Annotated in this window: 24 protein-coding genes; 6 read left to right on the top strand and 18 right to left on the bottom strand. The window is 73.0% G+C overall.

The window, feature by feature from the left end; translation table 11 throughout:
• Positions 1–32: 32 nt before the first annotated feature.
• The 17 genes from EWH70_RS24670 to EWH70_RS24750 all read right to left on the bottom strand — a co-directional run bounded on the left by EWH70_RS24670 (position 33) and on the right by EWH70_RS24750 (position 16474).
• Positions 33–842 (bottom strand): ABC transporter permease, encoded by an 810-nt coding sequence (locus EWH70_RS24670; RefSeq protein ID WP_205669244.1) that lies wholly within the window; start codon positions 840–842, stop codon positions 33–35.
• Positions 839–1894, bottom strand: a complete 1056-nt coding sequence (locus EWH70_RS24675; RefSeq protein ID WP_130477900.1) for an ATP-binding cassette domain-containing protein — start codon at positions 1892–1894, stop codon at positions 839–841. Before EWH70_RS24675 ends, EWH70_RS24670 begins: the two co-directional genes overlap by 4 nt.
• Before the next feature lie 134 nt (positions 1895–2028).
• Complete coding sequence (locus EWH70_RS24680; protein ID WP_130477901.1) at positions 2029–4782, bottom strand: cytochrome P450; 2754 nt, start codon at positions 4780–4782, stop codon at positions 2029–2031.
• Positions 4783–4798: 16 nt separating this feature from the next.
• Positions 4799–5542 (bottom strand): class II aldolase/adducin family protein, encoded by a 744-nt coding sequence (locus tag EWH70_RS24685; protein ID WP_130477902.1) that lies wholly within the window; start codon positions 5540–5542, stop codon positions 4799–4801.
• Positions 5539–6237 (bottom strand): 2-hydroxychromene-2-carboxylate isomerase, encoded by a 699-nt coding sequence (locus EWH70_RS24690; RefSeq protein ID WP_130477903.1) that lies wholly within the window; start codon positions 6235–6237, stop codon positions 5539–5541. Before EWH70_RS24690 ends, EWH70_RS24685 begins: the two co-directional genes overlap by 4 nt.
• Positions 6234–7133 (bottom strand): acyl-CoA thioesterase family protein, encoded by a 900-nt coding sequence (locus EWH70_RS24695; protein WP_130477904.1) that lies wholly within the window; start codon positions 7131–7133, stop codon positions 6234–6236. The genes EWH70_RS24690 and EWH70_RS24695 overlap by 4 nt, the downstream gene beginning before the upstream one ends.
• Positions 7130–7924 (bottom strand): alpha/beta fold hydrolase, encoded by a 795-nt coding sequence (locus tag EWH70_RS24700; RefSeq protein WP_130477905.1) that lies wholly within the window; start codon positions 7922–7924, stop codon positions 7130–7132. The genes EWH70_RS24695 and EWH70_RS24700 overlap by 4 nt, the downstream gene beginning before the upstream one ends.
• Positions 7921–8778 (bottom strand): beta-ketoacyl synthase N-terminal-like domain-containing protein, encoded by an 858-nt coding sequence (locus EWH70_RS24705; RefSeq protein WP_130477906.1) that lies wholly within the window; start codon positions 8776–8778, stop codon positions 7921–7923. Before EWH70_RS24705 ends, EWH70_RS24700 begins: the two co-directional genes overlap by 4 nt.
• A complete protein-coding gene (locus EWH70_RS24710; protein ID WP_130477907.1) occupies positions 8775–9893 on the bottom strand; it encodes a beta-ketoacyl synthase N-terminal-like domain-containing protein in 1119 nt (372 codons plus the stop codon). Before EWH70_RS24710 ends, EWH70_RS24705 begins: the two co-directional genes overlap by 4 nt.
• Entirely contained in the window at positions 9871–10965 is a 1095-nt protein-coding gene (locus tag EWH70_RS24715) for a beta-ketoacyl synthase N-terminal-like domain-containing protein (protein WP_130477908.1), read from the bottom strand. Before EWH70_RS24715 ends, EWH70_RS24710 begins: the two co-directional genes overlap by 23 nt.
• Positions 10962–12167, bottom strand: coding sequence for a beta-ketoacyl-[acyl-carrier-protein] synthase family protein (locus EWH70_RS24720; RefSeq protein WP_130477909.1), 1206 nt, complete (start codon positions 12165–12167; stop codon positions 10962–10964). The genes EWH70_RS24715 and EWH70_RS24720 overlap by 4 nt, the downstream gene beginning before the upstream one ends.
• A 3-nt stretch (positions 12168–12170) precedes the next feature.
• Positions 12171–12428 (bottom strand): acyl carrier protein, encoded by a 258-nt coding sequence (locus EWH70_RS24725; protein WP_130477910.1) that lies wholly within the window; start codon positions 12426–12428, stop codon positions 12171–12173.
• Between the two features lie 2 nt (positions 12429–12430).
• The gene (locus EWH70_RS24730; protein ID WP_130477911.1) at positions 12431–12913 is read right to left on the bottom strand and encodes a 3-hydroxyacyl-ACP dehydratase FabZ family protein; all 483 of its coding nucleotides are present in this window, start codon (positions 12911–12913) and stop codon (positions 12431–12433) included.
• Entirely contained in the window at positions 12906–13325 is a 420-nt protein-coding gene (locus EWH70_RS24735; RefSeq protein WP_130477912.1) for an ApeI family dehydratase, read from the bottom strand. Before EWH70_RS24735 ends, EWH70_RS24730 begins: the two co-directional genes overlap by 8 nt.
• Positions 13322–14062, bottom strand: coding sequence for a 3-oxoacyl-[acyl-carrier-protein] reductase (gene fabG / locus EWH70_RS24740; RefSeq protein WP_130477913.1), 741 nt, complete (start codon positions 14060–14062; stop codon positions 13322–13324). The genes EWH70_RS24735 and fabG overlap by 4 nt, the downstream gene beginning before the upstream one ends.
• 46 nt (positions 14063–14108) lie before the next feature.
• The gene (locus tag EWH70_RS24745; RefSeq protein ID WP_130477914.1) at positions 14109–15329 is read right to left on the bottom strand and encodes a CaiB/BaiF CoA transferase family protein; all 1221 of its coding nucleotides are present in this window, start codon (positions 15327–15329) and stop codon (positions 14109–14111) included.
• The gene (locus EWH70_RS24750; RefSeq protein ID WP_130477915.1) at positions 15329–16474 is read right to left on the bottom strand and encodes a steroid 3-ketoacyl-CoA thiolase; all 1146 of its coding nucleotides are present in this window, start codon (positions 16472–16474) and stop codon (positions 15329–15331) included. Before EWH70_RS24750 ends, EWH70_RS24745 begins: the two co-directional genes overlap by 1 nt.
• Positions 16475–16605: 131 nt before the next feature.
• On the opposite strand from EWH70_RS24750, the gene EWH70_RS24755 reads away from it, so the two are divergent.
• The 3 genes from EWH70_RS24755 to EWH70_RS24765 are packed head-to-tail and all read left to right on the top strand — an operon-like array spanning position 16606 to position 19851.
• On the top strand, positions 16606–17763 hold the full coding sequence (locus EWH70_RS24755) for an acyl-CoA dehydrogenase family protein (RefSeq protein WP_130477916.1): 1158 nt from the start codon (positions 16606–16608) through the stop codon (positions 17761–17763).
• Positions 17764–17788: 25 nt separating this feature from the next.
• Positions 17789–18772 (top strand): acyl-CoA dehydrogenase family protein, encoded by a 984-nt coding sequence (locus EWH70_RS24760; RefSeq protein WP_130477917.1) that lies wholly within the window; start codon positions 17789–17791, stop codon positions 18770–18772.
• Entirely contained in the window at positions 18769–19851 is a 1083-nt protein-coding gene (locus tag EWH70_RS24765) for an LLM class flavin-dependent oxidoreductase (protein WP_130477918.1), read from the top strand. The genes EWH70_RS24760 and EWH70_RS24765 overlap by 4 nt, the downstream gene beginning before the upstream one ends.
• Before the next feature lie 39 nt (positions 19852–19890).
• On the opposite strand, the gene EWH70_RS24770 is transcribed toward EWH70_RS24765, so the two are convergent.
• The gene (locus EWH70_RS24770; RefSeq protein ID WP_130477919.1) at positions 19891–20313 is read right to left on the bottom strand and encodes an enediyne antibiotic chromoprotein; all 423 of its coding nucleotides are present in this window, start codon (positions 20311–20313) and stop codon (positions 19891–19893) included.
• A 446-nt stretch (positions 20314–20759) separates the two neighbouring features.
• On the opposite strand from EWH70_RS24770, the gene EWH70_RS24775 reads away from it, so the two are divergent.
• From EWH70_RS24775 to EWH70_RS24785, 3 genes are read left to right on the top strand one after another with little or no spacing between them, the layout of a single operon-like run.
• Positions 20760–21884 (top strand): acyl-CoA dehydrogenase family protein, encoded by a 1125-nt coding sequence (locus EWH70_RS24775; RefSeq protein ID WP_130477920.1) that lies wholly within the window; start codon positions 20760–20762, stop codon positions 21882–21884.
• A 38-nt stretch (positions 21885–21922) separates the two neighbouring features.
• Positions 21923–22774, top strand: coding sequence for a phosphate/phosphite/phosphonate ABC transporter substrate-binding protein (locus EWH70_RS24780; protein ID WP_130477921.1), 852 nt, complete (start codon positions 21923–21925; stop codon positions 22772–22774).
• Positions 22771–23976 carry a ferritin-like domain-containing protein gene (locus EWH70_RS24785; protein WP_130477922.1) on the top strand — a complete coding sequence of 402 codons (1206 nt, stop codon included), beginning with the start codon at positions 22771–22773 and terminating at the stop codon, positions 23974–23976. The genes EWH70_RS24780 and EWH70_RS24785 overlap by 4 nt, the downstream gene beginning before the upstream one ends.
• Positions 23977–23997 lie beyond the last annotated feature (21 nt).

The raw sequence follows: 23997 nt of genomic DNA on the forward strand, positions 1-23997 counted from the left end.
GGACGAAGGGGCCTTTCGCCGTCACGGGCCGCTCAGATGCGCTTCTTGAAGGCGCGCACAGCCAGCGGGGCGAACACCGCGAGGATGCCGAGACCCCACACCACCGACCACAGCAGCGGCGCGGCGACGTTGCCGCCGACCATCATGCCGCGGCAGGCGTCGGCGAGGATGGACACCGGGTTGACGTCGACGAAAGCCTGCAGCCATCCGGGCATGGTGTCGGTCGGGACGAACACGTTGCTGACGAACGTGAGCGGGAAGACCAGGCTGAAGCCGAACATCTGCACCGACTCCGGGTCCTTCGCCGTGACACCCACCAGCACGGCCACCCAGGAGAACGCGAGCGCGAAGCCCAGCAGCAGCAGTACGGCGCCGAGCAGGCCGAGCACACTCGTGCCGATCCGGAAGCCGAAGATCGTGCCGACGACGAGAACGACCATGATCGACCACAGCTGCTTGACCTGGTCGGCGGCGATCCGGCCGGCGAGCGGTGCCCAGCGGGCGATCGGCAGCGAGCGCAGCCGGTCGTAGACACCCCGGGTGATGTCGGTGTTGAGCCCCTGGCCGACGTACATGGTCACGAACAGCATGTGCATGACCAGACCACCGGGCAGCATGAACTTCAGGTACTCGGTGGCGTCACCGGCGATCGCGCCACCGAAGACGTAGGTGAACAGCAGCGTGAAGATCACCGGCTGGATGCTCATGTCGCTGAGCTCGGACGGGTTGTGCCTGACCTGCACGACCGTGCGCCAGGCCAGGGTCAGCGACTGCCTGATCCCGTTCAGCGGTGACACCCGGGGCGACAGGTCCAGGGGCCGCGGTGCGGTCGCGGTGGTCACTTCGGCACCTCCTCGGTCTCGCCGTCCACAGTGGACTTCTCAGCGTCGTCCGTCCGGTGCCCGGTCAGCGAGAGGAACACCTCGTCGAGGCTGGAGTTGCGCAGGTTCAGCTCGGTGATGACCACGCCGGCCTGGTCCAGTTCGCGCACCGCCGCGGGAAGCACGGCCGGGTCGGTCACCGCCGCGGTGACCAGCTGGCCCGCCACCTCCGGGTCGGAGCCGGTGAGGCCGCGGACCACCGACACCACCGTGCCGACCTCGGCCTCGTCGGCGGGCCGGACCAGCAGCGTCTGGGCCCCGATCCTGGCCTTCAGCTCGTCGGGGGTGCCGTGGGCGATCACCTTGCCGTGGTCGATGACCGAGATCTCGTCGGCCAGCGCGTCGGCCTCCTCCAGGTACTGGGTGGTGAGCAGGATCGTGGTGCCGTCGGCGACGAGGCCGCGCAGGACGTCCCACAGGTCCAGCCGCGCACGGGGATCCAGTCCGGTGGTGGGCTCGTCGAGGAAGAGCAGCCGCGGCCGCCCGATGAGGCTCGCCGCCAGGTCCAGCCGCCTGCGCATACCGCCCGAGTAGGTCTTGGCCGCCCGGTCGGCGGCCTCCTCCAGCCGGAAATCGGCCAGCAGTTCCTTGGCCCTGGCCTTGGCGCCCGCCCTGGACAGGCCGAGCAACCTGGCCACCAGCACCAGGTTCTCGGTGCCGGTGAGTTTCTCGTCGACCGCCGCGTACTGCCCGGTGAGGCCGATCAGCTGACGCACCTGGTGCGACTGCCGCACGACGTCGTACCCGCCGACAGTGGCGTGCCCGCTGTCCGGGTGCATGAGCGTGGCCAGGATGCGCACGGCCGTCGTCTTGCCCGCGCCGTTGGGCCCGAGCAGTCCCAGCACGGACCCCGAACGCACAGCGAGGTCGACGCCGTCCAGTGCGGTGGTGTCGCCGAAGCGTTTGACGAGTCCCTCGGCCAGGATCGCATGGTCGGCCGAGGTTGACGGTGTTGGCGGTGGGCCCTCGGCGGCAGGCACCGCCCCCGCCTCCGAGTCGAGGTGCAACGTCATGACACAGACCTTCCTGTCGCCAGTGGAAATCCGGCGGCGAATACACGAGTACGAGCTACATCATGGGTTCGCACCGCTTCGGGCAGTAGTGAGCGGATAACCGAAACGATGTGCATTTCTCATATCGGGCGAACTCACCCAATACGGGCGGGCATCGTCTTGGCGCCGTTGACGAAGTTCGACTGCAGCCGCGTCACCGGACCGGTCAGCCGCAGCGCGGGCAGGTGCGGCCGCAGCGTGGTCAGCAGCGTCACCACCTCCAGCCGCGCCAGGTGGGCACCGAGGCAGAAGTGCGGGCCGATGCCGAACGCCAGGTGCGGGTTGGGGGTGCGGCCGAGGTCGAGCCGGTCCGCGCCGGCGAACACCGTGGCGTCCCGGTTGGCCGAGGTGTAGTACAGGACCACCTTGTCGCCGGCGGCGACCGGCTGCCCGGCGATCTCGGTGTCGACGGTCGCGGTGCGGCGGAACATCATGATCGGCGTGACCCAGCGCAGCAGTTCCTCTGCCGCGGTGGCGACGCCGACCTCGCCGGACACCAGCCGGTCCCGCTCACCGGGATGGGCCGCCAGCGCCTGCACCGCACCGGAGATCAGGTGCCGCGTGGTCTCGTTGCCCGCGACCACGAGCAGCAGCCACAGGCTGCAGAACTCCCGGTCCGACAGGCGCCTGCCGTCCAGCTCCACGGTGGCCAGCCTGCTCATCAGGTCGCCGCCGGGCTCCTCCTGACGGGTCAGCCGCAGGCTCAGCGCGTACTGGAACGCCTCACCGAAGGCGCGGTTGTACGCCTCGACGTCACCGCCGCCGAACTCCGGGTCGTCGAAGCCGACCAGCGCGTTGCTCCAGCGGTAGAGCAGGTGCCGGTCCGACGGCGGCATGCCCAGCAGGTCGCACAGCACCAGCAGCGGCAGCTCGGCGGCCAGGTCGCTCACCACGTCGAACTCGCCCGCGGCGACCACCCGGCCGACCAGTGCCCGCGCGTGCGCCTCGACGCTGGCGGCCAGGCCCCGCACCGCCTTCGGGGTGAACACGGCGGCGACCAGCCGCCGGATCCGGACGTGGTCGGGGGCGTCCATGTTCACCAGCAGCTGCCGCATCAGGGCCAGATCGGCCCGGGACCGCGGGTCGCGCAGGAACGCGCCGTTGGCGGCCGAGGAGAACTCCCCGGTCCGGCGCGACACCGACACGACGGCGTCGTGGGTGGTCACCGCCCAGTACCCGCTGCCGCGCTCGGCGGTCCGGCCCGCGCTGCTGTGCCGCACCAGCAGCGGCTCGTCCACCCAGGCGACCGGCTCGGTGGCCCGCCTGCGGGCGAACTCGGCGTGCGGCACGCCGTGCCGGAACGTGGCCGGGTCGGCGATGTCGGGCCGCGCGGCCGCCGCGAGCAGGTCCTTGCGCAGCTTGCCGGTTCCCTCCCTCGGCAGCGAGGCGACGACCTGGTAGGCGCGCGGTGTCTTGAACCCGGCCAGCGACCGGCGGCAGTGCGCGTCCAGCGACGCGGCCAGCTCGCCCGTGTCGTCGGCCTCGACGACGGCCACCACCCGTTCGCCGAACTCGTCGTCGGGGGTGCCGACCACGGCGGCGTCCCGCACCGCGGGATGGGTCAGCAGCACGGCCTCCACCTCGGCCGGGTAGACGTTGACCCCGCCGGAGACGATCATGTCCTGCGCGCGGCCGGTCAGGTACAGGAACCCGTCGGCGTCGAGGTGGCCGACGTCGCCGAAGGTGAACGTGCCGGGCTCCAGGTGCGCGGACGCGGTCTTGTCCGGCGCGTTGTGGTAGCTGAACCCGGCACCCGTGCGCCTGCGCACGAAGACCCGCCCCGTCCGGCCGGGCGGCAGTGGCCGGCCGTCCTCGTCGACGACGACGATCTCGTTGGGCGGCACGGCTTTCCCGACGGTGCCGGGCCGGGCCAGCCAGTCGCCGGAGGTCGCCAGGGTGACCGCGCCGCCCTCGGTGGCGCCGTAGTACTCCAGCAGCACCGGCCCCCACCAGTCGATCATGCGGCGCTTGACCTCGGGCGGGCACGGGCCGCCGCCGTGCCACACCCGGCGCAGGCTGGCCCCGGAGAAGCCGGCCCTGGTGGCCTGGTCGAGCCGCAGCAGCCGGACGAACTGGGTCGGCACCAGGTGTGCCGCGGTGATCCGCTGCGCGTCGATGACCGCCAGCGTGGCCGCCGGGTCGAAATGCCCGCGGATCACCAGCCGGGAGCCGAGCAGCAGGCCGAGCAGGGAGAAGAACAGTTGCGAGGAGTGGTACCAGGGCCCGTCCAGCAGGCACCGCTCCCCCGCCGGCACGTCCAGCACGGCGCGGGCGTAGCGGGTCAGCTTGGCCACCCGCCGGAACGGGGCGCCGACGACGAACAGCCCGTTCACCACGCCCTTGGGCGCGCCGGTGGTGCCGGAGGTGTAGAGCATGGTGGCGCCGCAGATCTGCGCCGCGGGCTCGGCCGGATCGGCGCGGGCCAGCAGCGGCTCGGCGGCGTCCAGGCCGGCGATCGCCTCGGTGCCGAGCACCAGCCGCACCGAGCAGGTGCCGGTGGACGCGGCCAGGCCCGCCGCCGCGGTGGCGGCGTAGGCGGGTTCGGTGACCAGCGCGCGGCTGGCCGAGTCGGTCAGGATGTAGGCGATCTCCGGCGCCGTCAGGTGCCAGTTCACCGGTACCAGCGTGATGCCGCGGTGCAGGCAGGCCAGCAGCAGCTCGAAGGTCTCCCGCCGGTTGCCCAGCACGCAGGCCAGCCGGTCGCCCTCACCCAGGCCGCGGGAGGCGAGCAGGTCGCCCCACCTGTTCACCCGCTCGCCCAGTTCCGCCCAGCTCAGCTCGCCCGCCTCGTCGGCGATCGCCGTCTCCGCCTGCCCGGCGGCGATGTGCTCGTTCAGCAGTACCGGCATGGTTGTCCCCCGGGTCTCAGTCGAGCAGGTCCGGCTCGGCACGGACGATGTCGGCGTAGAGCGGCCGGAAGTTCAGCCTGCCCATCTCCGGTGTGCCCATGGTCCGCGCGGTGGCCTCGGCGGCCTCCGGCGCGACGGGAACCGGGGTGCCCGCGGCCTGGGCGAGCAACTGCACGCGGCAGGAGCTGTCCATGGTGATGAACCACCAGGCCGCCTCCTGCACCGATCCGCCGACGGTGAGCAGCCCGTGGTTGCGCAGGATCACCGCCTTGCCGGTGCCCAGCCGCTCGGCGATCCGCCTGCCCTCCTCGGATTCCAGCACGACCCCGTCGAACCCGTCGAACACCGCGTGGTCGCCGTGGAAGGCGCAGGCGTCCTGGGTGATCGGGGCCAGCGGCACGCCGAGCGTCGCGAACGCCCTGCCGTAGGTGGAGTGCGCGTGCGCGACGGCCACCACGTCCGGGCGGGCGTGGTGGATCTGCGAGTGGATGGCGAACCCCGCCGGGTTGACCCGGCCGTCACCCTCGACGACCGTGCCGTCGGCGTCGACCAGCAGCAGGTCGCTGGCCCTGATGTGTCCGAAGTGGACAGCGAAGGGGTTGATCCAGAACCGGTCGGGGTCACCGGGGTCGCGGGCGGTGATGTGGCCGCCCGCGCCCTCGTCGAAGCCGTACCGGGCGAACAGGCGCAGCGCGGCCGCCAGCCGCTGCCTGCGGTACACCCGCTCCTGGGCGACCGGGTGGCTCAGCGTGCCGGTCATCCGCAGCCCCCCGGCGCGTCGATGTCGAAGGCCACCGTCCGGGTGGTGGTTGCCAGCGCCGGTACCGGGCCGGGTTCGGGCCGGTCCGGCCGCCACACGTCGAGGAAGGCGTCCAGCCGGTCGTAGCCCCAGAACCGGTGCCTGCCCCACTTCAGGTACGGGATGCCGAAGATGTCGTCGAGGTAGGCCTGGTACAGGCACTCGACGCCCTCCTCGCGGATGTCCGGGTCGTCGGCCGCGGTGACGGCCAGATCGGGGTCGACACCGGCCTGCTCCGCGGCGGCACGCACCACCTCCGGCACGCAGATGTCCTCGCCGCGGCCCCACCGCGCCTCGGTGAGTGCGTCGTAGAACTGCCAGGCCCTGCCCTCCCGGCGGGCCCGCAGCCAGGCCAGGTGCGGCAGCTCCCACCACGGGTCGACGTCGACCGGCCAGGCCATCCTCAGCCCGTGCCGCTGGGCGACCCGCTTGGTGTCGGACAGCATGTACAGGTGCTTGGCGCGGCTCATCTGCACGTAGTGGAACTCGCCGCCCCGCGCGGTCAGCGCCGCGTCGGTCCTGTCGTCGGGGTCCCAGTACGGCAGGCACTCGATCTCGTCGAGTGCCCCGGGGACCCGGTGCCGCAGTGCGGTGACGGCGAGCCAGCTGTACGGGCTGCGCAGCGAGAAGTACAGCCGGGGTGGCCGCCGCGTCATGACGCCTCCCCGGTCAGTGCCCGGACGACCTCGTCGTCGAGCTGTGCCATCCCGCCCGCGCCCGGGCCTGCGGCGATGGCGTAGCCGTGCAGGATCCGCGCGGTGGCCACCGGGACCAGCTCGTCGCCGCGCCGGACGTAGCAGTCCATCCGGCCGTCGAACAGCGTGCCGCGCAGGATGTCGGTGACGGTGAAGAAGGTGTGCACGGTCTCCTCCATCCGGGCCGCGGCCAGCAGCCGTACCCGCGCCCGGGACACCACCGGTATCCAGGACCGCTCGGCGAGCATCCGGCCCACCGAGATGCCGCGGTCGGCGAGGAACCGGTCGACGACCTCCTCCAGCGCCCGCACGAATCCGGAGTGCTGCACGCGGTCGGAGTAGTGGCAGTAGAAGTACGGCGCCCGCCAGGACCACAGGAACGTGCCGGGCCCGGCGGTGAGCGCCGAGACGGGCAGCGCCTCGCCGCCGCCGGGCAGGTCCGGGACCTCCAGTCCGGCCACGGCCGCCGGGGCGGGCCGGTGGGCGTCGGCGGCGCGTTCCCTGACCAGCGCGACGGTGAGCTTGCCGCGCAGCACGGTGACCTCGGTGCCGTCGCGGGTCACCGACAGCCGCACCGACAACCGGTCGCCGCGCACCCGCGCGACCTCGGCGCGGACCTCGTCGCCGAGTTCGAGCACGGCGGGCAGCTGCACCGCGAAGTCGGTGATCTCCAGGCCGAGCCCGTGGTGCAGGTACAGCTCGCGGGCGGGTGTGCCCTGGTCGGCCAGCCACCTCAGCACCGCCTGCTCGGCGAGGTACATGAAGTGCTTGAAACCGATCCAGGTGCGGATGTTGGCGCCCTCGAACGCGGGGCTGCCGTGCACCACCGTCGGTGCGGGACTGACTGTCGCGGTCACCGGGGTTCACCTACCTTCGTCGTCACCCGGGTCGCGGCGTGCAGGCCGGTGACCTCGGCCGCGATGTCGTGGGCGTGGCGGACATGGAAGAAGTGGTCACGCTCGGCGTGCACCCGCAGCCGGGCACCGGGAATGGCGCCGGCCAGGGCCTGCGCCGAGGCCAGCGGCAGGGTGGGGTCGGCGCCGCCGACCTGGACGCTGGTCGGCACGCCCACCCGGTCCAGCTCCAGCTCGGCGCTGGCCACGTAGGTGTCGAACACCGCGGAGAACCCCAGCGGCCCGGCCCGGTCCAGCACCAGCCGGACCATGGCGTCCACCACGTCCGGTTCGAGCCGCTCCAGCCTGCGGCCCAGGCGTGCGCGGACGCCGTCGGCCAGGTGCCGGACGAAGGTCTCCCTGGACCGTTCGAACATCCGCCAGCTCACCTGGTGCCGCGGCAGCCGGTAGAACGGGCACACCAGCATCACCGCGCGGCCGGGCCGGGGGTCGCCGGTGCACAGCAGCTCCAGTGCCGCGTTGGCACCGAAGGAGTGCGCCACCAGCTGGTCGGGCAGCTCGCCGACGAGGTCGAGCCCGTCGGCGAGCCACTGCCAGGGACGGCGTTCCCGCCAGCGGTAGTCGTTGCCTGCCTGCCACGGCAGCTGCAGCGCCAGCAGGCGCCAGCCCGGGTCGAGGCGGGCCGCGACCGACTCCCAGCTGGCCCAGTGCCCCTCGACGCCGTGCGCGAACACCACCAGCGGGGCGCCCGGCCTGCCCCGCGCCAGGGTCCGTAGCCGCACCTCACCGGTCACCGGGTCACCTCCACGGGCGCGGAGTGCACCGACACGGCGGGCACCCCATCCACAGTGGACCTACCGACGCCGACGACGCCGTGCCGCTCGTCCACGGCCAGGTGCGCCGCCAGTGCCAGCGCGATCACGTCGGCCGCCCCGCCGAAGTCGCCCCAGGCGGCGGCCGGGTCGAACCCGGCCAGTGGCGCCGTGCACAGCGGCCGCGGGTCGAGCTCGGCCACCGCCTGGCCGTCGGTCACCGGCACCCCCGCCCGCCAGTCGGTGAGCACGGCGCACGCCGCACCCGCGCGGACCGGGCCGCCGTGGACTGCGACCGCGGTGGCGTCGCCGGGTTCGGCGCCCACCAGAACCACCCGGCCCGCCCGCCCGGAGCGCAGCAGCAACGCGGCCAGGCGCAGCATCGAGCGGGCGCTGCCGCCCGCGGTCACCAGCAGGTTGGGCCCGCCGAAGCCGAACCACAGGGCGACCCTGCTGGCCACGACGTTGGGTGAGACGTTGGGGGCGTCGAGCACGCTGACCGCCTTGCCGCCCTCCCGCGCGAGGGTGCGGGCCACCGACGCGACCGTGTCCAGGGCGCCCAGCGTGCTGCACGCCAGCACGGCGGTCGCCGGATCCGGCACCGGCTCGCGCCGCCGTCCCGGCTCCAGGCCCAGCGCGGAGTGCACGGCACACAGCGCGAGCCGGGTCGCCGGCTCGGTCGCCAGCAGCCCCTTGCGGCCCAGCACCGACGCCGCGCGCTCGGGCGGCGCCGCCTCGGCCGCTGCCCACCGGCCGCGTGGCCCGCCAGCGACGGCCTCGCCCAGGTCGATCCCGGGCAGGTGCACCGCCCATCCCGTCAGCACCAGCCGGTTCACAGCGCCTCCACCAGGGTCACCGCGTTGACGCCGCCGAAGCCGAACGCGTTGAGCTGAACCAGCCCCAGCGGCAGCCGGGCGGGCGCGCCACGGACGAAGCGCAGGCCGGTGCCCTCGGCCAGCGGCTCGCGCAGCCCCACCACGGGCGGGACCGCCGCGGTGGCCAGGCACTGCAGCGCGACGTCGAGGTTGACCAGCGCCGCCGCGCCCGACGTGTGGCCCAGCGCGCCCTTGACACCGGTGACCAGGGGGTCGCCGCCCGCGCCCAGCACCACCTTGCGCAGTGCCTCGCACTCGACCGGGTCGTTGAGCGCGGTGCCCGTTCCGTGTGCCACCACCAGGTCCACCTGGGACGGATCGCGCCCGGCACGGTGGTAGGCCTCGGCCGTCGCCCGGCAGATGCCCTCGAGGTCCGGTGCGGTGACGTGGAAGGCGTCGCAGGACAGCCCGCTGGCCACCAGCCTGCCCAGCGCGGGGCCGGTCCAGGACTCGTCGGTGACGACCACCGCGGCGGCGCCGTCGCCGAGCAGCACGCCGGCGCGGTCGCGGTCGAACGGGCGGACCCGGTCGGCCCGCTCGCCGCCGACCTGGCCGATCATCGCCAGCATCGACTCGGTCATGCCGTCGGCCGCGGCGACCACCACGACGTCGGCCTCGCCGTGTTCCACCATGTCCTGGGCGAGCCCCAGCGCGTACCCGCCCGCGCTGCAGGCACCGGCGAACGTGATCACCTCGGCCGCACCGGGCAGGACCCCGGCCACGACGCCGGTGAAGTCGAGCCTGCCCACCGGGGGCGGGCTGTGCACGACGGCCCAGGACTCGACGGCGGCCAGCTCGCGCAGCCCGGTGGCGACCAGCACGGTCACCCGCTGCCGCGCGGTGTCCACTCCGGACTCCCGGATCACCTCGCTCAGGCAGGCCTCGAGCAGCCGGCCTGCCAGATAGGCACGGTCGCCGCCGCCCTCGGCGTGATAGCCGGTGGTGACGCCGAGCCGGTCCGGGTCGCCGTGCCGCAGCGGGCCCGCGCCGCACCGGCCGCGCAGCAGCCCGGCGAACGTCCTGTCCCCGTCGCCGAAGCAGGTGCGGACGGCACTAGCCGCGATCAGTGCCGCCATCGGCGTACCTCCTCACCACGGCGGCGCCCACGGCGCCGTCGGCGCCACGCGCGGTCACCAGCCCCACGCCCGGCTCGTCGCCGGTCAGCAGCGCGGCCAGTGCGACGGCACCCGACGCGGCACCGCAGTCACCGAACAACTCGGTCGCCAGCAGCCGCCGCGGCGCGCGCCCGCCCGTGCCCAGCGCCCGCAGCACGGCGCCGTACTCGGTCCGGTCCGCGCTGTCGCGCTCGCCGGTGACCACCGTGGTCACCGTCGCCGGGTCGACGGCCGCGCGCCGCAGCGCCCGCTCGGCGCAGGCGGCCAGTGCCCGGTCCATCCCGGCGGCGCCGGGGCTGTATCCGGTGGCGACGGCCGCCACCTCGGCCCGCGCCCGCCGGCCCGCCCAGCCGCCGGTGCCGGGCCTGGTCAGCACGAACATCCCGGCGGCCTCCCCGGCGACGGTGCCGCCGCCGAGGTGGGCCGCCCACGCCCGGTGCGCGGTGAACTCCTCCGCGGCACCGGCCACGACGGCGTCGGCGTAGCCCCGGTCCAGCACGTTGCCGGCGTAGCGCAGGACGTTGAGCATCGCCAGCGGCCCGCCCGCGATCGTCGCGTTGACCCCGCGCAGCCCGAACCGGATCGCCATCTGGCCGGCGGCGCAGTTCATCACGGTGTTGGGAAACAGCATGGGGTTGACCAGGTACGGCTTGTCCTGGGTCAGGGTCTCCGCGCTGTAGTCGCTGGTGGAGCGGAAGCTGCCGAGCGTGGTGCCGAGCACCACGCCGATCCGGCGCCGGGTGCCGTCGTCGACGGTGGTGCCCGCCTCGCGCAACGCCTCTTGACAGCACACCACGGCCAGTCCGGTGACCCGGTCGTACGTGCTGGTTCCCTTGCGCCCCAGGTGTTCGCGGGCACTGAAGTCGACCAGCGCGTGTGCGGCGGGCACGGGCAGCGGGCCGGGACCGAGGTCGGTGACGTCGGCGGGCCCTGCGGCGCCGGTTCCGGCCAGGGCCAGGTGCTTGCCCACCGCGTCGACGCCGACTCCCGCCGACGTCACCGCGCTCCAGCCGGTGACCAGCAGAGGGCTCATCGGGGTGCTCCCAACATGACGATGGCGTTGTTGCCGCCGAAGGCGAACCCGTCGTTCTGCGCCACGCGCACCCGCGCGGGGCGCGCCCTGCCCGGTACCGGGTCGATGCCGGGCAGCTCCGGGTCCGGGGTCGACCAGGTGACGGTCGGCGGCAGGAACCCGCGGTCGATGGCCAGCACGGACGCGATCGCGCCGAACCCGCAGGCGGCTCCCATCGTGTGGCCGAGCATCGACTTGATGGAGCTGATCGGCGGTGGCGCGCTGCCGAACACCTCCAGGACGGCACGGCTTTCCACCAGGTCGTTGAGCCGGGTTCCGGTGCCGTGGGCGCAGATGTAGTCCACGTCGGCGGGGGTGACGCCGGCGTTGCGGTGTGCCAGCCGCATGCATTCGGCGACGCTGGCCGCGTCGGGCGTCACCGGGTGGCTGGCGTCGCAGTTGAGCCCGTAGCCCAGCAGCTCGGCGTAGACGTGGGCGCCGCGCCTACGCGCGTGATCCAGTGTCTCCAGCGCCAGCACGGCGCCGCCCTCACCGGTGAGGATGCCCGCGCGGTCCCGGTCGAACGGGGTGCAGGCCTCCTTGGCCAGCGCCCCGAGCCGGTAGAACCCGGCGTGTGCCCAGCGGCAGACCGAGTCGGCACCGCCGGCGAACACCACGTCGGCCTCGCCGGACAGCAGCAGGTCGTAGGCGTAGCCGATGGCGTAGTTGCTCGCCGAGCAGGCCGTCGCGATGGTGAGCGACTCCCCATACAGGCCCAGCTCGGTGCTCACCGCGTGGGCCAGCCTGCCCGCGGGCAGCTGGCCGAGCAGCCCGGGATCCTGTGCGGCGAAGCCGTCCTCGACGATCTGCGCGGTCAGCGCCTCGGCGACCTGGGACTCCCCGCTGGTGGTTCCCATGATGGCGTGCGCCCGGCCCGCGGCCACGCTGCCGGGGTCGAGCCGGGCGTCGGCGGCGGCCAGCCGGGCCGCGCTCGCCGCGAACAGGCTGGACCGGCCCCACCGCGCGGGATCCACCGTGCGCAGGTGGCCGGCGGGGTCGAACCCGACGACCTCGCCCCCGTTGCGGTGGGGGAACCCGGAGGCGTCGAACCCGCTGATCGCGGAGATGCCGGAACGCCCCGTGCGCAGGGCGGTGGCGAACTCCTCGACACCGGTTCCGACGCTGGACACCGGGCCCAGCCCGGTCACGACGACGCGGACCACGGCTCAGCCGTTCCGCGGCGCGTGCCGGATCAGGGCGTCGTTGACCGCCCGCAGGTTGCGCAGCTCGGGAAGCTCCGCCTGCGGGATCTCCACCTTGTACCGCTTGTCGATGCGGGCGAGGATCTCGATGGCACGCAGCGAGTCGGCCTCGTAGTCGTCGATGAAGTCGCCGGTGTCGGTCAGCTCCTCCGGCTCGACCTCGAGTACCTCCGCGACGAGTTCGCGAAGCTCCTCCAGCTGCCGGCTTGCGGTGTTGGTCATCATCATCCTCCCTGGGTGTTGCCGTCCATCGGTCTGACTGGGCGCCGGGTGGCGATCAGGGTGTCGACGCTGGCGATCCGCCGGTCGCCGACCCAGGTCTGCCCGGAGGCGATCGCCGTGTCGGCGATCACCGACTCGAGCACGACCTCGTGCCGCAGCACGTCGCCCGGCCGGGCCACGCCGTCGAATCGGAACCCGCGGGCTCCGACGAACATCAGCGTCGCGCCGTCGTCCGCGGCGGGTGCGTTGCCGCCGAACCACAACAGGGCCGCGCTCTGGCCCATCGACTCGACCAGCAGTGAGGCCGGGTAGTCGTACTGGTGTGCCTCGGCACCCTCGGGCAGGGCGGCGTAACACGGCTCGGTTCCGGTGACGGCCTTGATCGTGGTGATCGACCGGCCCGGCTCCAGCCCGAGCACCCTGTCCACGAGCAGCAGCGGGTAACGCTGCGGCAGGATCGTCCTGATCGTGGCGTGGTCAGGCATCGGCGGCTCCGTCGGCGGCGGGGCGGAAGTCCGCGGTGATCCGCGCGGACACGGTGCCGTCGGCGCGGGTGCCGTTCGCCTTGACCGCCCAGCCACCGTCCGGCCGGGGGTGCGCGGTCGCGGTGAGGGTCAGCTCGTCGCCGTCGAGCAGCGGGGCCAGGAAGCGCACCGAGCGCAGCTCGGCCAGTTCCGGCCGGGGCCTGCCGTGTTCCGCGGCCGCGGCGGCCAGCGCCTGGCAGAGGGTCTCCACGACGAACACGCCCGGGTACACCGGCAGGCCGGGAAAGTGCCCGCGCAGGTCCTCGCCCCGGATGCCGACCGACGCGGTCACCGTCAGCACCCCGCCGTCCAGCGACGCGTTCGCGGTGTCCACAGCGGACAGTGGCGCCGCGGTGGCCGGTGCGGGGCTCACAGCGTGATCCCCCCGTCGATCTGGAAGACCTGCCCGGTGATGTAGGAGGCCCGCTCCGACAGCAGGAACGCGACCAGCTCGGCGACGTCGCCGGGGGTGCCGAACCGGCCGGCCGGGATCTGTCCCAGCGCCTGCTCGCGCAGCTTGCCGTCCAGTGCCCCGGTCATGTCGGTCTCGATGAACCCCGGCGCGACCACGTTGACCCGCACGCCGTGCCGCGCGACCTCCTTGGCCAGCGACTTGCTGAACCCGATGATCCCGGCCTTGCTGGCCGAGTAGGCGGTCTGCCCGACGTTGCCGTACACCCCCGCCACCGAGGACAGGTTCACCACCGCGCCGCGGCGGTTCTTCAGGAACCGGAACACCAGGTTGCGGCACAGGTTGCGGGTTCCGGTGAGGTTGGTCGCCAGCACCGCGTCCCAGTCGGCGTCCGAGGACAGCACCAGCGGGCTGTCCCGGGTGATCCCCGCGTTGTTGACCAGCATGTCGATCGGCCCGAGGCGGTCCTGCGCCGCGGCGACGAAGGCGTCGACGGCGCCGGGGTCGGCCACGTCGCACTCGGCGAAGTAGGCGGGCACCCCGAGCGCGAGGACCTCCTTCTCGGTCAGCCGCGCGTCCTCACTGGCCCGGGAGAAGCAGCCGGCCACCGCGTGGCCGTCGGCGGCCAGCCGCAACGCGACCGCGCGGCCGATTCCCCGCGAGGCACCGGTGACCAGTACCCGTCCGCTGTCCGCCACGATGCCTCCATTTGTTGGTACACAACGAAATACCGCTCGGCTCAGTCTAGGAAGCGCGGCGCCGCCCGCTCTTCTCGTGCTTTGCCGCCTGTTCGTCCAGCTCGGCGAACACCGCGCCGGTGTCCGCTCCGGCGACGGGGGCCCCGTGCCGGATCCGGGTCGGGGTACGGGAGAACTTGACCGGCGGGCCGACCAGCGGCGCGCTGGTGCCGTTGGCCAGCACCGTGTCCTGCAGCATGGCGCGCTCGGCGACGTGCGGTTCGGCCACGGCGGCGGCCAGTGACCGCACCGGCGCGGCGACCAGCCCGGCCGCGGTCAGGTCCGCCACGGCGGCGGCCACCGTGCGCCCGGCACACCACCGGCCGACGATCTCGTCGACCGCCGCGCGGTTGGCCAGTCGCTGGGCGCCGGTGGCGAACCCGTCCGCGCGGGCCAGCTCGGGCCTGCCGACGAGTCCGGCGAGCACCCGCCAGTGACGGTTGAGCGCGACGGTCAGGTAGAGGTGGCCGTCGGAGCAGGTGTACACGGTGGACGGAACGACGAAGTCGGTGTCGTTGCCGTGCCGCCGCGGTGGCGCGCCGGTGGCGGCGAGCGTGGGCAGGCCGCTGCTGGCGGCGAGCAGGCAGTCCATCATGGACACGTCGACGTGCTGTCCCTCGCCGGTGCGCCGCCGGTGGGTCAGCGCGGCCAGCGCCCCGATCGCCGCGTGCAGGCCGGCGAACTCGTCGGCGAGGAACGTCGGGGCCCGCACCGGCGGCCCGTCCGGCATGCCGTTGAGCGACATCCAGCCCGCGGCCGCCTGGACGGCCGGGTCGTAGGCGGGCAGGTGCGCGTCCGGCCCGTACTGGCCCCAGCCCGACACCGAGACGTACACCAGGTCCGGCCGCACGGCCCGGCACTGCCGGTAGCCGGCGCCCCAGCGGTCCAGCGTGCCCGGCTTGTAGTTCTCCACCACGATGTCGGCGCTGGCCACCAGGCGCAGAAACCGCGCCACATCCGTCTCCACCCGCAGGTCCAGCCCGACGCTGCGCTTGTTGCGGTGCACCGTCTGGCGGAACCAGGACAGCCCGGTGCCGGGGATGTCCGGCGGCACCTCGCCCTCGGCGCCGCCGGGCAGTTCGACGCGGACGACGTCGGCCCCGAGGTCGGCGAGCACGCAGGAGGCCAGCGGCCCGGACCAGACCCGGGTGACGTCGAGGACCCGCACCCCCTCCAGCGGGCCGGCCGAGCCGGGGTCGGCGTCGCGGTAGAACTCCTCGCGCCGCATCACAGCCGCTCCAGGATCGACGCCGTGCCCAGCGAGCCGCCACAGCACATGGTGACCAGCGCCGTGGCCCCGCCGGTGCGTTCCAGTTCGTGCAGTGCGGTGATCAGCAGCCGGGTGCCGCTGGCGCCGAGCGGATGGCCCAACGAGATCGCGCCGCCGTTGACGTTGACCCGCTCCAGGTCCGCGCCCTGCGCCTTGACCCAGTTGAGCACGACGGCCGCGAACGCCTCGTTGACCTCGCAGAGGTCGATGTCGGACAGCAGCATCCCGGATCTGCCCAGGATGCGCTCGGTCGCCGCGACCGGCCCGTCGAGCAGGTAGTACGGGTCGGCGCCGGTGACGACCTGGTGGGTCAGCCGCGCCCGCGGTGTCAGGCCGAGTGCCCGTGCCCGGCCCAGCGACATCCACAGGATCGCGGCGGCGCCGTCGGACACCTGCGACGTGGTACCGGCGGTGTGCACCCCGGCCTCGACGTTGGGTCGCAGTGCCGCCAGCGCCGCCGCGGTGGTCTCCCGGATTCCTTCGTCCACCGACACTCCGGCGACCGGGGTGGTCTCCCGGTCGAACCGGCCCAGCGCGGTGGCGTGCGCCGCCCGCTGCTGGGACAGCAGGCCGTAGTCGTCGGCGTCGGCGCGGCCGATGCCCTCCCGCGCCGCGATGCGCTCGGCGCCGCCGAACTGCGAGCGGGGCGGGTCGTCCCACGGGTAGTCGGCCGCCTTGTAGTGACCGGGACCGCTGTAGAGGTTGGTGCCGATGGGCACCCGGCTCATCGACTCGACCCCGCAGGCGATGCCGACGTCGAGCGCGCCGGCGGCGATCAGGGCGGCGACCAGGTGGTTGGCCTGCTGGGCCGAGCCGCAGGAAGTGTCCACGGTGGTGCAGCCGACGGCCGGGTCGTGCCCGGAGTTCAGCCACGCGTTGCGGGTGACGTTGAGGCTCTGCTCGCCGGACTGCGTCACACAGCCGCCGATGATCTGCTCGACGTCGCCGGGTTCGATCCCGGCCCTGGCGATCACCTCGAGCTGTACGTGCCGCAGCAGTTCCACGGCTTTCAGCCCGGACAGCACGCCGCCCCGCCTGCCGATCGGGGTGCGCGCGGCGGAGATGATCACCGGCGTCTGGTCGGTCAGCGGTGTGGAGGACATGGCCCCATGCTCGGCGCGCCCCGGCCCGGTCCTCGTCTCCTGCGCTGCTGTGCCCGGTGCCGGTTCTTCGCTCGTGCGCGATGGGGCCGCGGGCATCGGATTCCGGTGCCCGCCGCGGTTACCGTGCTGGCATGCGGTTGGGCGACAACGAGGATCAGGCCCGGTTCCGGGCGGGGCTGCGGCGCTGGCTGGCCGAGCGGGTACCGGCGCCGGGCGAGGGCGCGCCCCGGACCTGGACCGCCGGCGAGCTGCGCTCGTGGACGAAAACCCTCTACGACGCCGGCTACGCGGGACTGACCTGGCCGGCCGAGCACGGCGGGCAGGGGCTTTCCCCCGCGTACCAGGCGATCTACGCCGAGGAGTCGGCGCTGGCCGAGGCACCCGATCACGCCGGGGTGATCGGCCTGAACATGGTCGGCCCGGCGATCGTCGCCTACGGCACCACCGGGCAGAAGGCCGCCCACCTGCCGCGGATCCTGTCCGGGGATTCGGTGTTCTGCCAGGGTTTCTCCGAACCCGGCGCCGGGTCCGACCTGGCCTCGGTGCGCACCAGGGCACGCCGGGACGGCGAGGACTGGGTGCTCGACGGCGAGAAGGTCTGGTCCTCCTACGCCCACCTGGCCGACCACTGCCTGCTGCTGGCCAGGACCGACCCCGCCGCGGCCAAGCACCGCGGGCTGACCTGTTTCCTGCTCGACCTGCGCCAGGCCGGCGTCGAGGTACGCCCGCTGCGCCAGCTGTCCGGCGACACCGACTTCAACCAGATCGTGCTCACCGGCGCCCGGGTGCCCGGCACCGCCGTGCTCGGTGAACCGGGCCAGGGCTGGCGGGTGGCGCTGACCACGCTGGCCCACGAGCGCGGCACCTTCGGGATCACGCTGACCGCGCGGCTGGCCGTCCAGCTGGACCGGCTGGTGGCCACCGCCCGCGCCACCGGCGCGGACACCGACCCGGTCGTCCGGGCGGCGATCGCCGAGCTGCACGTCACCCTGCAGGGCCTGCGGTACACCGGCTACCGCGCCCTGGCCGCGGCCGCCCGCACCGGGGAGCCCGGACCGGAGAGCTCGATCCTGAAACTGCGCTGGTCGGCCGCCAACCAGCGGGTCGCCACGCTGGCACTGCGCCTGCTCGGTGACCGCGCCACCGCCGACGGCCCGGACGCGTTCTGGGGTGGCTACTGGCAGCACCAGCGCCTGCGCAGCCGGGCCAACAGCATCGAAGGCGGCACCTCGGAGATCCTGCGCGGCATCGTCGCCGAGCGAGTCCTCGGCCTGCCGCGTGCTCGCTAGTGTCCCGCACCGGAAAGGACGGCAGATGGACTTCACGCTCACCGACGACCAGGTGTCGCTGGTGACGGCGGCCCGCGACTACCTGACGCGGGCTCACCCGGCCACCGCCGACCGGTCCACTGTGGACACACAGTCCTGGCCGGAGCTGCTCCGGCAGGGCTGGCTCGACCCCGGCCTCGGTGTCGTCGAGCGGGCGCTGCTCGCCGAGGAAGGCGGCCGCGCGCTGCATCCGGCGCCGTGGTGGCCGGCCGCGGCGGCGCTGCCGCTCCACGCGGCGGACGGGCCGGTGGCCCTGGTGGACGCCGTGCCTGCCTGCCGCGCCGTCGTGACGGACGGGCGCTGGTCGCTGTACGGGGCCGCGGCAGGCGTCACCGGCGCCGACACCGCCGCCGAGCTGGTGGTGGCGGCCAGGACCCCGGCCGGTCCCGCCGTGTTCGCGGTGCCGGTACCCGCCGACGGGGTCGCCGTGGTCACCGGGACCGGCATCGACCCGCTGCGCCCGCCCTGCGACGTCGCCTTCGCCGGCGCCGCCGCCCGCCCGCTGGTGACCCCGCCGGACGCGGCCGCGGCGCTGACCGCGGCCCGGCGGCACGCGGCCGTCCTGCTCTGCTGCGAGGCCGTCGGGGTCGCCGACGCCGCGCTGCGGCTGGCCGTGGAGCACGCCGGCGACCGGGTCCAGTTCGACCGGCCCATCGGGTCCTTCCAGGCCGTCGCGCACCAGCTGGCCGAGGCCTACGCCGACGTGGAACTGGCCCGCTCGCTGGCCTACCGGGCCGCCTGCGCGCTGGCCGCCTCGTCGGCCGACCTCGCCGACGCCCTCGCCTGCGCGGCACACGCCTGCCCGCGGGCCGCCGTGTCGGTCGCCGAGACCGCCGTCCAGGTGTGCGGAGGCATGGGCGTCACCTGGGAGTTCCCGCTGCACCGCCGGCTGCGCAGGGCACTGTGGACCGAAGCCACGCTGGCCGGCGAGGCCGCCGGCGTGCTCGACGCGGCGGGGCTGCTGCGATGAGGCTGCACTGGTTCCTGCCCGCGCACGGCGACGGCAGGGAGATCGCCAAGTCCAGTGACGGCACGAGCGTTCCCGGAGCACGCCGGGAACCCGACCTCGACTACCTGGCACAGGTCGCGGCCGCGGCCGACCGCTTCGGCTTCACCGGCATGCTCACCCCGTTCGGGCTGTTCTGCGAGGACCCGTGGGTGGTGGCCGCCGCGCTGACCTCGGTGACCCGCCGGATCAAGTTCATGATCGCGCTGCGGCCGGGCCTGGTCTCGCCGCTGCTGGCGGCGCAGACCGCCGCGACCTTCCAGCGGATCTCCTCGTCGCGGCTGCTGCTCAACATCGTCACCGGCGGCGACCCGGACGAGCAGCGGCGTTACGGCGACTGGCTGGACCACGACCAGCGCTACGAACGCACCGGCGAGTTCCTGCGGGTCTTCCACGACGCCTGGGCGGGCGAGCGGTTCGACTTCACCGGGCGGCACTACCAGCTCACCGGCGGGCTGCTGACCCGGCCGCACCCGGTGCGTCCCACGGTGTTCCTCGGCGGTTCCTCCGACGCGGCACGGCAGACCGCCGCCGAACACGCCGACGTGCTGCTGATGTGGGGCGAACCGCCGGCGGCGATGGCCACCGCGCTGGACCGGGCACGGCAGGCCGCCGCCGGGCACGGCCGCACGCTGCGGTTCGGCACCCGCTTCCACGTCATCAGCCGGGACACCGCCGCCGAGGCGTGGCAGGTCGCGCGGCAACTGCTCGACGGCATGGACCCGGCCCGGATCCGGCAGGCCCAGCAGCGGTTCGCCGCCTCCGAGTCGGAAGGCCAGCGGCGGATGGCGGCACTGCACGGCGGCCGGACCGGCACGCTCGAGGTCTACCCCAACGTGTGGGCGGGCTACGGCCTGGTCCGGCCGGGGGTGGGCACGGCGCTCGTGGGCAGCCACGCCGAGGTCGCCGAGCGCATCGAGGAGTACCACTCGCTCGGCCTGGACCATCTGATCCTGTCGGCACAGCCGCACCTGGAGGAGGCCTACACCTTCGGCGAGGGCGTGCTTCCCCTGCTGCGCAAGCGCGGGGTGGTCCCGGAGTAGCGGCTGGGCCGGCACGGTCGTGCCGGCCCAGCCCCGGTCTCAGGCGAACGAGATGTTGACCCCGTCGCCCTCGCCGGTGTCGTCGCCGATGGTGACGTTGCACTGGACGGCCGCGCAGTCGATCGTGCCGACCGAGGTCCCGTCGAGCAGAATTCCCTCGTAGGTGCGCTGCACCGTGAGCGGCGTGCTCAGAGTTCCGCTCGCGCTCGACGACAGGTGCACGATTGCCGGCTTGTTGCAGGCGAACTGACCGGACGGCAACTCGGTGCACTGACCGACGTGGTAGTTCGCGGAGGCCTTCAGCCCGCTGCTGGAAACCTGCACCACCGCACTGGCACCGAGCCCGGACGACGGCGTCACCGACGACGACGGCGCCGCCATCGCGGCGGGCTGGAACGCCAGAGTCAGGCCGGCGGCCACGGCGACGCCCCCGGCAAACTTCGCGACAAGCTTCGTCGACATTTTTGTACTCCAAGTCAAATGGAAGGGAATTCTACGATCCACCGCGGCGGTTCGAATGTATCCAACCGCTCACAGAAACGATGTTACGGAACCTTAAAAGCGCACGCAACGATTGAACAGAGCACCTTTGAAGTAGCGGGAAAACGCAATTTTCAATACCGTGCGCAACCACAGATTTCCTTATCTCACAACGAGAATGATCTTCCTGCCAACGGGTGAACGACCCTCCGGCGACTTTGATCAGAAATTTGATCACCAACACCCACGCGATGCCCCGAATGGAGCACGCCGTCCTGGACACCGTCCGGTGTGTTCAATACCCTTTGATCGTCCAAGGGACAGAAGGAAACAACCGCCGAGGGGCCCCGAGCGGGTGCGGTGTCCTGCCTGGGTGACTTTTCGGGCCCCGCGAAACCGCCGGAAGGCGAGGATGGGGTGGTCCACGGATGTCCGCAGAATTCGAGGCCGCGTTGCGGGAAGCCGTCGACGAGGTGATCGCTCCCCGAGCGGCCGAGGTCGATTCCTCCGGAAAGTTCCCCGAGGCCTCGGTGGATGCCGTCCGTCGTGCCGGGCTCCTCGGCCTGCTGAGTTCGAGCGATCACGGAGGAGGCGGGCAGTCACTCGCCGAGGGTGCCACCGTGATCGAGACGCTCGCGTCGCACTGCGGCTCGACCGCGATGGTGGTCCTCATGCACTACGCCGCGACGGCGATCATCGAGGCACACGGCCCCGACGACGTGCGCGAGTCGATCGCGTCGGGACGGCACCTGACCACGCTGGCCTTCTCCGAATCCGGTTCCCGCAGCCACTTCTGGGCACCGACGTCGTCCGCCGCCGGCAACGGTGACGGGCGGGTGGTACTCGACGCCGACAAGAGCTGGATCACCTCCGCGGGGTACGCCGACAGCTACGTGTGGTCCAGCAGGCCGCTGGACGCCGACGGCCCGATGACCCTGTGGCTGGTACCCGGCGACACCGCCGGCCTGACCGTGCACGGGCCGTTCGACGGGCTCGGGCTGCGCGGTAACGCCTCGAACCCCGTCACCGGCCGGTCGGTCGAGGTCCCAGCGGACAGCAGGCTCGGAGACGACGGCGCCGGCCTGGACATCGCGCTGCAGACCGCCCTGCCCTGCTTCCTGGTCCTCAACGCCGCGTTCTCCCTCGGCCTGATGCAGGCACTGGTCGGCGAGGCGGGCGAGCACCTCACCCGGACCAGGCTGGCCCACCTCGACCAGTCACTGGCCGAGCAGGAACACCATCGCACCACCTACGCCCGGCTGCTGACCCGCACGGACGAGGTACGGGCCTTCCTGCGGGACACCCTGCAGGCGCTCGGGACCGGGCGTGCCGACGCGACACTGCGTGTGCTGCAGGTCAAGGCGGTCGCCGCCGAGGCGGCGAGCGAGGTCGCCGACGGCGTCATGCGCCTGTGCGGCGGATCGGCCTTCCGCAAGGAACTCGGCGTGGAACGCCGGTTCCGGGACTCGCTCGCCGCACGGGTGATGGCTCCCACCACCGAGGCGCTGCGTGACTTCGTCGGCAAGGCCGCGCTCGGCCTGCCCCTGTTCTGACCCGAAACCGGCCGCACCGACATTCGCGAGGATCGCCGATGACACTGCTGATGGGCGCCGTCGCCTACGACCCTAAGGTCGTCACCATCTGGGGCGGGTTCCGCTCCTGGTTACAGCGCAACGACCTGCCGTTCGACTTCGTGCTCTACTCCCACTACGAACGGCAGGTCGAGGATCTGGTCGAGGGACGGATCCACACCGCGTGGAACTCCCCGCTTGCCTGGATCCGCACGGTACGGCTCGCCAGGGCCGCGGGCCGCTCGGTGTCGCCGCTGGTCATGCGGGACACCGACCGTGACCTCACCTCCGTGGTCCTGGTGCGCTCCGACGCGCCGTACGAGAAGGTCAGCGACCTGGCCGGGCTGACGATCGGCGTCGGTGCGGTCGACTCGCCACAGGCCACCCTGATCCCGTTGTCCTTCCTGCGTTCGGCCGGGATCACCCCCGGCTCCGACGTCACCGTCCGGCGCTATGACGTCGGCGTCGGCCTGCACGGCGACCACATCGGCGGCGAGCGTGACGCGGCGCGGGCGCTGCTCGCGGGCGACGTCGACGCCGCCGTCGTGATCGACGGCAACCACCTGCAGTTCAGCAGGGAGGGCACCCTGCCACCGGGCAGCACCAGGGTGCTGGCGCAGACCCCGGCCTACGACCACTGCAACATGACCGTGGTGGACGGTGCGCCGCGGGAACTCGTGGACCGGTTCGGCAGGCTGCTGCTGTCGATGTCCTACGCCGATCCCGAGGTCCGGCCACTGCTGGACCTGGAGGGCCTGACCCGGTGGCAGGACGGCCGCGACACCGGCTATCGCCTGCTCGACGCCGCCGTGGACGAGGAGTCCTTCTACGACGCCGAAGGCAGGGTGACCGCGAAGGAGTACGTCCCATGACGACCGCGGCGGGTGTACTCGACCTGGAGAACCTCGGGTTCGAGCAGGGCGCCCATCTGCTGGTCCAGCAGGCACTGCGGGATCTGCGGCCCGGTGACGAACTCGGCGTCACCGGCGCCGATCCCGCGCTGACCGTCCATCTGGACGCCTGGTGCCGTCACCACGGGCACCGGGTACGGCGGGCGCTGGACACCGACTTCGGGGTGAAGGCGTGGGTGGTCCGCGGCAGCGCGGACCTGGACCGGTGGGCGGGCGCGCAGCGCGCCGGAGGCCCGGCACCGCAGGGCATCGTCGCGTCGCCACCGTCGGACTGGGGCCTCGCGGCGAGGGGCGCGCTGATCGAGACCGGCGGGCCCGAGACGCCGTTCGACATCACCCACCGGGACCTGGTGTGGGCCGAGATCGCACCCGCCCTCTACGCCAATGCCGCCTCGGCGCAATGGAATCCGGACACCATGGTGGACTGGAAGGCCGACTTCACGCTGGCTCCCGAAGTCGAGCGGGCCGTCGTGCAGGTGATGACCTACCTGATCGAGAACGAACAGGCGGCGCTGGTGATCCCGGCCAAGCTGCTGGCCCGCGTGCATCCCCACTTCCGAGAGGTCCTGCAGCTGCTGGCGGTGCAGGCCGCCGACGAGGCCCGGCACATGGAGGTGTTCACCCGGCGGGCACTGCTGCGGGGTGGCGAGATGGGAACCTCGTCGGTGAGCGGCAGGGAGTCGCTGGCGACGCTGCTCACCGAGGCGGAGTTCTCGATGGCGTCGTTCCTGCTGTCCGTGCTCGGTGAGGGCAGCTTCCTTAATCTGCTGGAGTTCCTGGACCGCAACGCACCGGATCCGGTGACCCGGCAGGTGACCCGGCTGGCCCGCAGGGACGAGGCGAGGCACGTGGCGTTCGGGGTCGCGCACCTTCACCATCAGGCACAGCTCGATCCCGAGGTCCGCCACCGGATGCGGGCCGCGGTGGAGCGTCGTTACGAGTCCCTCGTGGACACCGCGGGACTGAACCAGGACGTCTTCGACTCGCTGGTGATCCTCGCCGCGGGCGAATGGTCGCCCTCGGCGATCGCCAGGGGCTACGACGCGGTCATGAAACTTCAGTCCGAAATGGACGACGGAAGACAACGAAGGCTGGTGCACCTCGGCTTCCCGCCGGACGAAGCAGCCGACCTCTCGGCACTGCACACGAAGAACTTCATGTAGCCCTACTCACCCCGCGGAGTC

The sequence above is a fragment of the Amycolatopsis suaedae genome, from assembly GCF_004214935.1.
GTDB lineage: Bacteria > Actinomycetota > Actinomycetes > Mycobacteriales > Pseudonocardiaceae > Amycolatopsis > Amycolatopsis suaedae.

Excerpts from the sequence above, each read along its gene's own strand:
- EWH70_RS24675 (WP_130477900.1), bottom strand. The coding sequence starts at position 1,894 with ATGACGTTGCACCTCGACTCGGAGGCGGGGGCGGTGCCTGCCGCCGAG.
- EWH70_RS24680 (WP_130477901.1), bottom strand. The coding sequence starts at position 4,782 with ATGCCGGTACTGCTGAACGAGCACATCGCCGCCGGGCAGGCGGAGACG.
- EWH70_RS24685 (WP_130477902.1), bottom strand. The coding sequence starts at position 5,542 with ATGACCGGCACGCTGAGCCACCCGGTCGCCCAGGAGCGGGTGTACCGC.
- EWH70_RS24690 (WP_130477903.1), bottom strand. The coding sequence starts at position 6,237 with ATGACGCGGCGGCCACCCCGGCTGTACTTCTCGCTGCGCAGCCCGTAC.
- EWH70_RS24710 (WP_130477907.1), bottom strand. The coding sequence starts at position 9,893 with ATGGCGGCACTGATCGCGGCTAGTGCCGTCCGCACCTGCTTCGGCGAC.
- EWH70_RS24715 (WP_130477908.1), bottom strand. The coding sequence starts at position 10,965 with ATGAGCCCTCTGCTGGTCACCGGCTGGAGCGCGGTGACGTCGGCGGGA.
- EWH70_RS24725 (WP_130477910.1), bottom strand. The coding sequence starts at position 12,428 with ATGACCAACACCGCAAGCCGGCAGCTGGAGGAGCTTCGCGAACTCGTC.
- EWH70_RS24730 (WP_130477911.1), bottom strand. The coding sequence starts at position 12,913 with ATGCCTGACCACGCCACGATCAGGACGATCCTGCCGCAGCGTTACCCG.
- EWH70_RS24745 (WP_130477914.1), bottom strand. The coding sequence starts at position 15,329 with ATGCGGCGCGAGGAGTTCTACCGCGACGCCGACCCCGGCTCGGCCGGC.
- EWH70_RS24750 (WP_130477915.1), bottom strand. The coding sequence starts at position 16,474 with ATGTCCTCCACACCGCTGACCGACCAGACGCCGGTGATCATCTCCGCC.
- EWH70_RS24755 (WP_130477916.1), top strand. The coding sequence starts at position 16,606 with ATGCGGTTGGGCGACAACGAGGATCAGGCCCGGTTCCGGGCGGGGCTG.
- EWH70_RS24760 (WP_130477917.1), top strand. The coding sequence starts at position 17,789 with ATGGACTTCACGCTCACCGACGACCAGGTGTCGCTGGTGACGGCGGCC.
- EWH70_RS24765 (WP_130477918.1), top strand. The coding sequence starts at position 18,769 with ATGAGGCTGCACTGGTTCCTGCCCGCGCACGGCGACGGCAGGGAGATC.
- EWH70_RS24770 (WP_130477919.1), bottom strand. The coding sequence starts at position 20,313 with ATGTCGACGAAGCTTGTCGCGAAGTTTGCCGGGGGCGTCGCCGTGGCC.
- EWH70_RS24775 (WP_130477920.1), top strand. The coding sequence starts at position 20,760 with ATGTCCGCAGAATTCGAGGCCGCGTTGCGGGAAGCCGTCGACGAGGTG.
- EWH70_RS24780 (WP_130477921.1), top strand. The coding sequence starts at position 21,923 with ATGACACTGCTGATGGGCGCCGTCGCCTACGACCCTAAGGTCGTCACC.
- EWH70_RS24785 (WP_130477922.1), top strand. The coding sequence starts at position 22,771 with ATGACGACCGCGGCGGGTGTACTCGACCTGGAGAACCTCGGGTTCGAG.